This window comes from Verrucomicrobiota bacterium (assembly GCA_037139415.1).
Classification (GTDB): domain Bacteria; phylum Verrucomicrobiota; class Verrucomicrobiia; order Limisphaerales; family Fontisphaeraceae; genus JBAXGN01.
Map to the genome: position 1 here is coordinate 19,040 of JBAXGN010000093.1, position 10,379 is coordinate 29,418.

A 10,379-nucleotide genomic window follows, 5' to 3' on the forward strand; every position below is an offset into this window, starting at 1 on the left:
AGTCAAAGGATTATAGTACTACAGGACAAATCGGCGGGAGGATTTCACAGTTTATTCTTCTACTCCCTTTTCAGCGCGAATTTTTCGATGCTTTCGATGACGGTTTCCAAGGGGGCGGGTTTGGCAATGAAGGGATAACCGCCGATCACTCCTTCATGCTCTTCGACTCGTTGACGTTTTACAGAGGCGCTGAGGAAAACGATCGGCACATGTTGCAGTTCGGGGTCGGCCTTGAACTGGGTGGCTACGTCGCCGCCAAACATTTGGGGCATGATGACATCCAGGAGCAGAATATCGGGTTTGAACTCTTTGGCGGTCGGAGCGGCGGCCCCACCCCAATTTTCCACCCGGACCTCGTACTGTCCGGTGCGCTCCAAATTCAACTTCAACAGGCGGGTAAACCCCTCCTCGTCATCCACCAGTAATACTCGCTTTTTCATATCCCGTTCCTAAACAGGCATTGCCAGCACTAATATCCCGCTGGTCAGTTTATGGTAGCTCCGAATCATTGGTTTGCCAACCTGGAAATCCGGTAATGGTGATTGGTGGATTGAAACATGGTATGGACATTACCGGTTTGCTTGGATGAGTAATACCCAGTCACCAGTGCCTGGAGTCGTGACTTGGCAGGCGGTGGCACTGACGGTCGGAGTTGCCGGATGACGCTCGCCGGTACGTGGGTTGAACCATGTCATTTTTGAATTCTTGATGCCGGCTACCACCGCGGGTTTTAGCTGGACCATGGTATCCGCCGGGACATAGACGACCGCCAAATCCTGCCGGTCCGTCATGGCGGCGGCGATGTAATGGGTGGCGTCGGCAACGCCTGGTTGCACCGCCAGCAACCCTGGTGCCGGCACCAACCGGCTGAAGTCAATTGAGTTGAAGAATTCGGACAGTAATTTCATTTGGGCGGCCCCCGGCATTTGGAGTGCTTGCGGCCAGGGGAGTGGGGTCCCGGAGCGCGGATGATCCACTGGCGGGGCGGAGCCATCGTCCCAGCCCCAAATCCCGTGCGCACCATAGGTGACACCCACCGTCGGCGCGTTCAGTAACGACCAGTAATGCGCCCGGCGTACCACGTCTGCGCTCATGGCTTTGCCATCCATACCATGATGGTTTTCATAGGGCGCTTCCAGGCTTAGGAAAGGCCGGACGGGGGATTTATTCCAATCGGTGGCGGGTGGCCCGCTGGTAATCCATTTCAGATTTTCCGGCTGTTCGTTATGCGCGCTTTGGTAGCCGCAGAGATCCAGCCATGGTTCATTTTGGAAGTCATTCATGACCCACATGCGCCCGCCGGGATGCAACGAGACGGGGGCGTGATAAATGTCCCCAAACACCGCGCGGCCAATGCGTTTCCATTTTTCCGATTTTTCCCCGCGATAATCACCGTCACCGGCGAGAATCCATAAAACCGGGTTGGCACCCCAGCGGGCGACCATGTATCGAGCCAGGATGATGGCCTGATCCTCGGGGAGCGAGACGCCCGGATTCACATTCGGGTTGGAACCACTCTGGATGGCCCATAATAACACTGGGGCGGCGAGCAGTCCCGCCTGGCCGATCTCATCCACCTTGCGGTCCAGGCGTTGGAAGAAGGCCGGGTTGATATAAATGGTTTCCTGTCCCGCATAGGCTTTCTGGTTGTTGATATCGCCATCGGGGGCGGCGCGCCATTGAGTGCCGACAAACTGAATGGCAGAGAAATTCTGGCTTACCCGGGTGGCCAAATAGGCCGGCCATTCCTTGTCCGTCGAGCGCAACGGCCCGTTCCACGCGGTATCGGCCAGCCAGAAGAACGGCGTGAGATCGTCATGCGTCAAGTACCGATGGTTGTTGGAGACCTTGACGTGGCCGTGCTGGGTGAAGCGGGTGAGACCGGAGGGAGCGGTGCAGATGAAACGGCCCTCGATCTGGTTCAGGCCGTAATCCGCGCGTTCGGAACATTCGGTGCGATAGGTCCAAGTGCCCGCCTGGTTCGGGCTGAAGCGCACGCGCCAGGTTAATCCACCATCCCAGAAGCCATAGACTTTGAATTTCTCGCCCAGCGGCGAGGTGAACGTCGCCGTCAGCGTGACGGATTGCACCGGGTTGTTGTACGGGATGACACTGGTGAGTTCGCGTTCAAAACGGCCGCATTTGAATACGAGCGGTCCCTCCAGTTTGGTGGCGCAACCAGCGAGCGCGATAAGCGCCACCAGCCCACTCAACAGGCAGACCACCTTATTTCTATTCGTCCCAAACCAGTTCAGAAAACTCGTTGTTCTCATGGAGCCATTGGAAATCAATGCCGGCCCGGCGTCAAGGTGAGAAAATTGTATTTAACGCGTTGAATTCATTTTCCGACAAACGCAAACTCTTCAACCACGCGCCCATGGATAAGATGCTCCTGGATGATGCGTTCCAGCACCTCGGGGGTGCAGGAGTGATACCAAACACCGTCTGGATAGACCACTGCAATGGGGCCTTGCACGCAGACGCGCAGGCAATTGGCTTTGGTGCGGCAGATCGTGGGTTCCGGGCCGGACGCCAGGTGCAGCTCATTCAGCCGACGCTTGAGATATTCCCACGATTTCAAGCCGTCTTCCTTGCCGCAACACTTTGCTTCGGTTTGATCGGCGCACAAGAAGATATGCCGCCGGTAGCTGTGCAGCCCCAGTTTGGTCACTGCCGATTCCAATGGCGTTGTCATTACAGTGCTAAGGTGCGCTGGGAGTGGGCGTCATTCAAATCTTTTCTCGCCTCATTGATTCATGAGCATCCCAACCATTCATGCCAGGCGCCTGTTTTTCATGTTCAATCATTTTGAATCATGGTACACCGGGCGCATGAGCGCTCCGCTGATTGGTAAATTGAGACAACTCGAAATTCGTCGTCCGGCAATGAGGTCGTTCCTCATTCGCCTGGTAGTCGTGACGGCTGGAATGACCGTGCTTTCCATGGCACCATCCGTTCCCGCCCAAGGCACGAAAGCCGATTACGAGCGGGCTGCCAATCTGGAAAAGCTAACCCGCAACCAAGTCTCTAAAAGCCGGGTGGTGCCGCACTGGTTTGCCGGTAACACCCGGTTCTGGTACCGCAATGAACTGCCGGATAATGCGCTGGAATTCGTTTTGGTGGACGCCGCGAAAGGCGTGCGCGCCCCGGCATTCGATCATGCCCGGCTGGCTGCCGCACTGGCCAAGGCCACCGGCAAAGAGGTGAAACCCAGCCGGCTGCCGGTGGAAAACCTGGAGATCAGCGAGAACGGGAAGACCCTGTTGCTGCGCGCACTGGACAAACTCTGGCAATGCGATTTGGGTTCGTATGCATTGCTGGCATTGAATGACGATGGACGACTTAAAGCCAACCTTCCAGCCGGGTTGAAGGTTCATCCCAGCCGCAGCACCGGATCGGAAACCACGCTGACGTTTGTCAATCACACCAGCGGTGAAATTTCCTTGTACTGGATTGATACGAATGGCGAGCGCAAGGCCTATGGCAAAATCCGTGCGGGCACCTCGCAAACCCAGCACACCTTTTCCGGCCATGTCTGGCTGGTGACCGGGTTGAACGGAAAACAACTGGGTGTGTTTGAGGCGGTGCGCGAGCCCGGCATCGCTGCGATTGACGGTACGCCTCCGAAGGTGGAGCCGAAACCCGTTGCCAAACCCGAACGACCGAGCGGACCAGACTCACCGGACGGCAAGTGGGTGGCCTTCATCAAGAATTATAACGTGCATCTGCGGGCAAAGGGGGGCGGCGAGGAATTTGCCCTGAGCCAGGATGGCAATGAACAGGATGCCTATGGCGGCGAGTGGTTCTGGTCGCCAGATGCCGCCAAGCTCGTGGTGGCGCGCACCCTGAAAGCCCAGGAGCACAAGGTGACCTTGGTGGAGTCGTCCCCGAAAGACCAGGTGCAACCGAAGGTGCAGACGCTGGACTATTTGAAACCCGGCGACCGCATCGCTCAACCGCGTCCGCAATTATTTGATGTGGCCGCCCGCCGGCAGATACCGGTGAAGGAGGCCCTGTTTACCAACAGTTGGAGCATCACGGAAATCCGCTGGGCACCGGACTCCAGCCGCTTTACGTTCCTGTACAATCAGCGCGGGCATCAAGTGGTGCGCCTCATCGCGGTGGACGCGGCCACCGGCAGCCCGCGCGCCCTGATCGAGGAGCGCAGCGAAACCTTTGTGGATTATCCGCACAAGCTCTACACCCACTGGCTGGATGCCTCCTCGGAATTGATCTGGATGTCGGAGCGCGATGGCTGGGCGCATCTCTATCTGTATGACGCGCGCACGGGCCAGGTTAAAAAACAGATCACCCGCGGCGAATGGGTGGTGCGGGGTGTGGAGCAAGTGGACGCGGAGCAGCGCCAAATCTGGTTTCGGGCGGGCGGCATCCGGGCGGGGCAAGATCCCTATTATATTCATTACTGCCGGGTGAATTTCGATGGCACCGGGCTGGTGATATTGACAGAAGGCGACGGCACCCATGCGGTGGAATATTCCCCGGACAAAAAGTACTTATTGGACACCTGGTCGCGGGTGGATTTGCCGCCGGTAAATGAGTTGCGGCGTGCGGGGGATGGTGGGCTGGTCTGTGCACTGGAACAGGCCGATTGGAGCCGTTTGCTGGCGGGCGGCTGGCGGGCACCGGAACGGTTCGTGGCCAAAGGGCGCGACGGTGCCACGGATATTTACGGCGTCCTCTTTCGCCCGACCAATTTTGATCCGGCGAAGAAGTATCCCGTCATCGAGGAGATCTACGCCGGACCGCACGGGGCGTTTGTGCCAAAGGATTTTCACGCCTATTATGGCGCACAAAAACTGGCGGAACTGGGTTTCATCGTGGTGAAAATCGACGGCATGGGCACCAATTTCCGCTCGCGCAAATTCCATGATGTCTGCTGGAAAAACCTGGGGGATTCCGGGTTCCCGGATCGGATCGCCTGGCTGCGGGCGGCGGCGGCCAAGTATCCGTATCTGGATTTGTCGCGGGTGGGCATCTATGGCGGATCGGCGGGTGGACAAAGCGCATTGCGCGCGCTGTTGGCCCACGGGGATTTTTACCACGCCGCCGTGGCGGACTGTGGCTGCCATGACAACCGCATGGACAAAATCTGGTGGAACGAACTCTGGATGGGCTGGCCGGTGGGTAAACAGTACGAGGAGCAGTCGAATGTCACCCAGGCGCATAAACTGCAAGGCAAGTTGCTGCTGGTGGTCGGGGAGCTGGATCACAATGTGGACCCTGCGAGCACCATGCAGGTGGTCAATGCCTTGATCAAGGCCGACAAGGATTTTGATTTGCTGGTAGTGCCCGGCGGCGGACATGGGATCGCCGAAAGCCCGTATGGCCAACGCCGTCGCATGGACTTCTTCGTGCGCCACCTGTTGGGTGTGGAGCCAAGGGTAAAGTAATTTGGAACTGGGGCCTCGACGCTCGGATTTACCTTACCGGGCTGGTGTTGGTGACGGGCGGTGGCGCGGTTTGCGGATGTTGGATGGCGCGTTGCGTGGCCAGCTTGCTGAAATGATTGACCGCCACAATCATGGCGACCAAAACGAGCACCAGCACCAAGGCGAAAAAAGCCAGTTTGATGACCGGCCTGCGGAACGGATGATCCTCTTCCGTTGACGCCGCAGGCAGGGCTGCCAGCAACTTCTCTTCCGCCGGGGATTCAATCAGCGGTAAATCGGACGGTTTGAGCCGGGTTGTTTTTGCGCAATGGGGACAGGCAACGGTCGTACCGAGCGCGTGGTCCGGGAACTCGATATGTCCGCCGCACATTTGGCAAACGCCTTTTAGATATGCATCCATGCCGTGGCGAAAGAGTAACAGGGGAAATGGAACATGCAAGCCCGCCGCCCATCAATGTCAAAAACCTGAAGCGCCGTTCTCCTGACCCGCTTCGCGTGGTTGTTGCGCTCGGCGCGCTATTGACGCGCGTGCCGTCTTATGAAAGATTCTCTGCCCCGGCTGTCGCGGAAAACCAGCCGGGCTTAATGTCCGAGATGTAAACGCAAAACCGCATGAAGACAGCCACTGCATTCGCCGCCCTCGATACTCGCATTCGCGAGTTCATCGCGCATTGTTGCGCGCATCCCTTAACGACTGGAGAAACTGCGGCGCAGTGTGATCGGGTCTTCAATGAATTGGCGCTGGCGGCCTTTGCGTTGCAGGTTCAATACAATCAAGCCTACGCCGTCGTCTGCCAAAGGCGCGGGATTAAACCCGGGGAAGTGCAGGCTTGGGGCCGGATTCCTGCCATTCCCACCGCTGCCTTCAAGGAGTTGGATTTCACGTGCCTGCTGCCGGAAGACCGCGCCCGCGTCTTCCATTCCAGCGGCACTTCCGCGCAGCAACCCAGCCGGCACTTTCATTGCGCGGCCTCGCTGGCGTTGTATGAGGCGTCATTGGAGCCGTGGTTTGCCCGCCACCTGTTGCCTGAGGCGGCGTCTCCGGTTGCGGATCGTAAGCTTCTGCTGGTCTCCTTGACTCCGCCGGGCAACCTGGCCCCGCATTCTTCGCTGGTCCACATGGTGGAAACGGTGATGCGCCGGTTGGGCGCGCCGGAGTCGCAATGCTGCGGATGCGTGGCGTCCGCTGGGGAATGGGAGTTGGACCCGGAGCGTCTGCTGGCGGCGCTCCGCCAATCCATGGAGTGCCGCCAGCCGGTGGTGCTGCTGGGCACGGCGTTTAATTTCGTGCATCTGCTGGATTATTTCGCGCAGCACGACCTCCGGCTGGCGCTGGCGCCCGGATCGCGCGTCATGGAGACCGGCGGCTACAAAGGGCGCTCGCGGGAAGTGTCCAAGGCGGAACTGCACGCGGGTATTTCCCGCAGCCTCGGCGTGCCCGCCGCGCAGATTATCGGCGAATACGGGATGTGCGAGCTGGGCTCGCAGGCGTATGACGCCACGGTGGCGGCCCCGTCGCCGGACGGAGCGCGCGTCTATCAGTTCCCGCCGTGGTGCCGCGTCCGGATCACTTCGCCGGAGAGCGGCCAGGAAGTCCCGGAGGGGCAGGGGGGCATCGTGCAATTGTTCGACCTCGCCAATCTGTATTCCGTGGCGGCCATCCAAACCGGCGACCTGGGAATCCGGCGCGGCCAGGGCTTTGAACTGTTGGGCCGGGTCGGCGCGCTGGAGCCGCGAGGCTGTTCACTCATGATCAAGGATATGAACCCATGAATCTCCCCAATTTCTATCTCGTGGATCTGCCGCCCGGCGCCGAACTCACCGGCGCGATGATGGCAGAGGCGTGCCGCACGCTCAAACGCAACCGCGAGCGCTACCTCGTCCCGCGCAGCACCGCCAGCCTGGTCCAGGCGCTCGACAAGCTGGCCCGCAACTGGCTCGAGCCGGATTATTCCTTCCGGCAACTGGCGCTGGCGGAAGGCCCGGCGGCGACGGGGTATTCCCGGGGCACGCTGGCGCGCGGGTTGGATGCATTCTTTCGGCAGATCACGGCGGAAAAACTCAACGCCCTGCTGGTCCAGGAACTCGGGCAGGCGAATCGGCTCGATCAATTGGCGGCCACCGAGGTGGAGGAGAAACACGGGCAGGCCGCCCTGGCGCAAGGCCCGGAATTCATCCTGCACATCACCGCCGGCAATATTCCCGTGCCCGCCATGCTGAGCATGATCCTGGGCTTGCTCACCCGCTCGGCGCAAGTGGTCAAGCTCGCCACCGGCGACGCCTTCATCCCGCGCGTCTTTGCCCATTCGCTCTACGAGCTGGAACCCAAATTGGGCGCGTGCCTGGAATTGGCCGAATGGACCGGCGGCCACGCCGCGCTGGAGGACGTGCTCTTTCACGAGGCCGATTGCCTGACGGTGACCGGCTCCGATGAGACGGTGGCCGCCCTGCGGCGGCGGTTCGATGCCCGCAAACGCTTCCTCGGCTACGGGCACAAGGTGAGCTTCGGTTACATTTCCAAGGGCGCGCTGAACTCGGCGGACCGTTCCCTGGTGACGGATGCCGCCCTGGACGTGGCGGCCTGGGACCAGCAGGGGTGCCTCTCCCCGCACCTCCTCTACGTCGAACGCGGCGGCGCCACCTCGCCGGAGGCCTTCGCGGCGCAATTGGCGGATGAACTCGAGCGCCTGGAGCGGCGCGAGCCGCGGCGGGCCATCTCCCTGGAGGAAGCCGCCGCCATCGCCACCCGGCGCTCCTTCTACGAAGTGCGCGCCGCCCATTCCGTCGAGACCAAGCTCTGGCAAAGCGAACAATCCACCGCGTGGACGGTGGTGTACGACGAAGATGCCCGCTTCCAAACCTCGTGCCTCAACCGGTTTGTTTACGTCAAAGCCGTCGAACACCTCACCGAGGCGTTGCAGGGGGCGGACCGCGTGCTGGGCTGCGTCTCCACCGTGGGCCTGGCCGCCCTGTCCGGCGAGGCGCAACGGCTGGCCACGGACCTGGCCCGCTGGGGCGTCACCCGCGTCTGCCCGCTGGGGCAGATGCAAAACCCGCCGCTGCTCTGGCGGCATGACGGCCGGCCCAGCCTCGGGGACCTGGTCACCTGGACCAATTGGGAACGCTGAGGCCCGAACACCATTGAACCTATGAAACTTGAACTGCGAAAAACCTTTCAATTCGAGGCGGCGCACCTGCTGCCGCTCCTGCCCAAAACCCACAAATGCCGCCGCCTGCACGGGCACAGCTTCCAGGTGGAACTCGTCGTGGCCGGCGAGTGCGATCCCCGGCTCGGCTGGGTCATGGACTATGCGGATATTTCCACCGCCTTCAAACCCCTCTGGGAAAAGCTGGATCACCATTACCTGAACGAGATCCCCGGCCTGGAAAACCCCACCAGCGAGAACGTGGCCCTCTGGGTCTGGCAACGCCTAAAGCCCAAGCTGCCGCTGCTCGTGGAAGTCGTCGTCGCCGAAACCTGCACCGCCCGCTGCGTCTATCGCGGGGAGTAGTGGACTGGTTTTCATGGTGCTGACCATCCATAAAAAGGCCCCTCGGGTCAATGCGAAATGCCTGTGGCCGGGTTCGCTGGAGCGCATGTTAGGCAGCACAGTCATAGTCAATCTCACGTCTCTGGCGGCGGACGCTTCAGCGCCGACACCACTGCGACTAGTAAAAGAATCCCGGCGGGAATCCAGAAGATAAACTCCTGGTCCGAAATCCCCACAAGAAACGCGGCGTAAAGCACGCTGCCGATAATGGCCGCCAAGAGACGAATCCGGCGAGCAGCAATTCCTAACGCTATGTAGATAACTCCGCTGAGCGGGAAGAACCAATCAATCCAGCCAAACCGGTCAAACTGGAAGCCGTGAAGTAACCAGTCGATGCCTGCGATGAAAAGCTGAATGGCTGCGACGCCAAACAGTGCCGATGCCGTGACATTTTTGTCTTTGCGAATAAATTTCACAGCGCGTAGTGATGCCTATCAATATTCTTGAACGCCCTTTTCGTTCATGGTTTCCGGTGGCCAGTTGGTTTTCATGGTGCCGACCATCCCTAAAAAGGCCCCGCGGGTCAATGCGAAAGGGGCCGTGGCTTGGTGATGATCTGTTCCTATTTATTCAGCATATACACGATTACATCCGACCACGGGCCGGGGCCGTCTTTGCCAAAGGCGCAGATGCGGAACGAATAATCCTTGGCGCGCTCCAGGCCGCCAAACTTGATTTTGTTGCAAGTGCCGGGCCGCGCGCCGACCTTCCAATTGGCGGGCACGGACGTATCCCCCAGGCAATATTGCACCTCGAACGAGCGCGCCCCGCGCGGGCTCTTCGCGCTGGCCACCACCGAACCGGGCAGCTTACCGCCAACGACCTTTAAATTCAGCGGCGCGTCGGGCACCGTGGGATTCGGCACGGGCGCTTTGGCCAAATCATAACCAGTGCTTTCCAGGATGGTTTGATCGCCGCCAGACTTGGTCTGAAGATAACGGCCAATATCGCGCACCATCGCTTGCAATTCCTTGCGCAACGCGTTCCGGGCGGATATTTTCCCCTTATCACGGTCCTCTGCCGCCGTCACCGCGTCGGCAAAGGACTTTTGTTTGGCGGTGAGCGCCGCCAGCGTCGGAAAATCCGCCGGCCACGGCAGCGGAAAATGCGAATTGCCCGTCAGCCCATTGACAATGCTGAGCGTTTTACTTGCATACATGCCATCGTTTAATTTGGAATAATTTAATATGAGTTTAGCCATAACTGTAACTGTGTAAACCGGCCCGAGCGATGCCCATCGAAAATGACCGTATTTGACCTGCCCGTAACGCGGGTGTTCCATACATTTTGCTACTATGTTACATCCCGGCAACATGCCGGAATTTCTGAGAAATATATTTTTCATAAATTTAGCGATCTGACAAGTGGGTTTTGTAAATATAATTGTGTAAATGTTTTTTTGTTTTGTTTTTTGTTG

Annotated in this window: 10 protein-coding genes; 4 read left to right on the forward strand and 6 right to left on the reverse strand. The window is 59.3% G+C overall.

What is annotated here, in order from left to right; all coding sequences use genetic code 11:
• Positions 1-59: 59 nt before the first annotated feature.
• From WCO56_16660 to WCO56_16670, 3 genes are all read right to left on the reverse strand, one after another.
• Complete coding sequence (locus WCO56_16660; protein MEI7731208.1) at positions 60-440, reverse strand: response regulator; 381 nt, start codon at positions 438-440, stop codon at positions 60-62.
• A gap of 129 nt (positions 441-569) precedes the next feature.
• A complete protein-coding gene (locus WCO56_16665) occupies positions 570-2,273 on the reverse strand; it encodes a DUF4038 domain-containing protein (GenBank protein MEI7731209.1) in 1,704 nt (567 codons plus the stop codon).
• A gap of 65 nt (positions 2,274-2,338) precedes the next feature.
• Positions 2,339-2,695 (reverse strand): (2Fe-2S) ferredoxin domain-containing protein, encoded by a 357-nt coding sequence (locus WCO56_16670; GenBank protein MEI7731210.1) that lies wholly within the window; start codon positions 2,693-2,695, stop codon positions 2,339-2,341.
• A gap of 136 nt (positions 2,696-2,831) precedes the next feature.
• Here WCO56_16670 and WCO56_16675 point away from each other — a divergent pair, with 136 nt between their 5' ends.
• Entirely contained in the window at positions 2,832-5,411 is a 2,580-nt protein-coding gene (locus WCO56_16675; GenBank protein MEI7731211.1) for a prolyl oligopeptidase family serine peptidase, read from the forward strand.
• 28 nt (positions 5,412-5,439) lie between these two features.
• Here WCO56_16675 and WCO56_16680 read toward each other — a convergent pair whose 3' ends face one another.
• Positions 5,440-5,811 carry a hypothetical protein gene (locus WCO56_16680; GenBank protein ID MEI7731212.1) on the reverse strand — a complete coding sequence of 124 codons (372 nt, stop codon included), beginning with the start codon at positions 5,809-5,811 and terminating at the stop codon, positions 5,440-5,442.
• A gap of 212 nt (positions 5,812-6,023) precedes the next feature.
• Between WCO56_16680 and WCO56_16685 the strand changes: the two genes are divergently transcribed.
• From WCO56_16685 to queD, 3 genes are read left to right on the forward strand one after another with little or no spacing between them, the layout of a single operon-like run.
• On the forward strand, positions 6,024-7,184 hold the full coding sequence (locus WCO56_16685) for a hypothetical protein (GenBank protein ID MEI7731213.1): 1,161 nt from the start codon (positions 6,024-6,026) through the stop codon (positions 7,182-7,184).
• Positions 7,181-8,539, forward strand: a complete 1,359-nt coding sequence (locus WCO56_16690) for an acyl-CoA reductase (protein MEI7731214.1) — start codon at positions 7,181-7,183, stop codon at positions 8,537-8,539. The genes WCO56_16685 and WCO56_16690 overlap by 4 nt, the downstream gene beginning before the upstream one ends.
• Before the next feature lie 21 nt (positions 8,540-8,560).
• On the forward strand, positions 8,561-8,923 hold the full coding sequence (queD, locus tag WCO56_16695) for a 6-carboxytetrahydropterin synthase QueD (GenBank protein ID MEI7731215.1): 363 nt from the start codon (positions 8,561-8,563) through the stop codon (positions 8,921-8,923).
• Positions 8,924-9,036: 113 nt separating this feature from the next.
• On the opposite strand, the gene WCO56_16700 is transcribed toward queD, so the two are convergent.
• Together WCO56_16700 and WCO56_16705 are read right to left on the reverse strand one after the other, a co-directional pair.
• On the reverse strand, positions 9,037-9,378 hold the full coding sequence (locus WCO56_16700) for a hypothetical protein (GenBank protein ID MEI7731216.1): 342 nt from the start codon (positions 9,376-9,378) through the stop codon (positions 9,037-9,039).
• A 146-nt stretch (positions 9,379-9,524) separates the two neighbouring features.
• Positions 9,525-10,163, reverse strand: coding sequence for a fibronectin type III domain-containing protein (locus WCO56_16705; GenBank protein MEI7731217.1), 639 nt, complete (start codon positions 10,161-10,163; stop codon positions 9,525-9,527).
• Positions 10,164-10,379 lie beyond the last annotated feature (216 nt).

What these genes read in the sequence shown, in the direction of transcription:
- WCO56_16660 (MEI7731208.1), bottom strand. Translation starts at nt 440, where the DNA reads ATGAAAAAGCGAGTATTACTGGTGGATGACGAGGAGGGGTTTACCCGC.
- WCO56_16665 (MEI7731209.1), bottom strand. Translation starts at nt 2,273, where the DNA reads ATGAGAACAACGAGTTTTCTGAACTGGTTTGGGACGAATAGAAATAAG.
- WCO56_16670 (MEI7731210.1), bottom strand. Translation starts at nt 2,695, where the DNA reads ATGACAACGCCATTGGAATCGGCAGTGACCAAACTGGGGCTGCACAGC.
- WCO56_16675 (MEI7731211.1), top strand. Translation starts at nt 2,832, where the DNA reads ATGAGCGCTCCGCTGATTGGTAAATTGAGACAACTCGAAATTCGTCGT.
- WCO56_16680 (MEI7731212.1), bottom strand. Translation starts at nt 5,811, where the DNA reads ATGGATGCATATCTAAAAGGCGTTTGCCAAATGTGCGGCGGACATATC.
- WCO56_16685 (MEI7731213.1), top strand. Translation starts at nt 6,024, where the DNA reads ATGAAGACAGCCACTGCATTCGCCGCCCTCGATACTCGCATTCGCGAG.
- WCO56_16690 (MEI7731214.1), top strand. Translation starts at nt 7,181, where the DNA reads ATGAATCTCCCCAATTTCTATCTCGTGGATCTGCCGCCCGGCGCCGAA.
- queD (MEI7731215.1), top strand. Translation starts at nt 8,561, where the DNA reads ATGAAACTTGAACTGCGAAAAACCTTTCAATTCGAGGCGGCGCACCTG.
- WCO56_16705 (MEI7731217.1), bottom strand. Translation starts at nt 10,163, where the DNA reads ATGGCTAAACTCATATTAAATTATTCCAAATTAAACGATGGCATGTAT.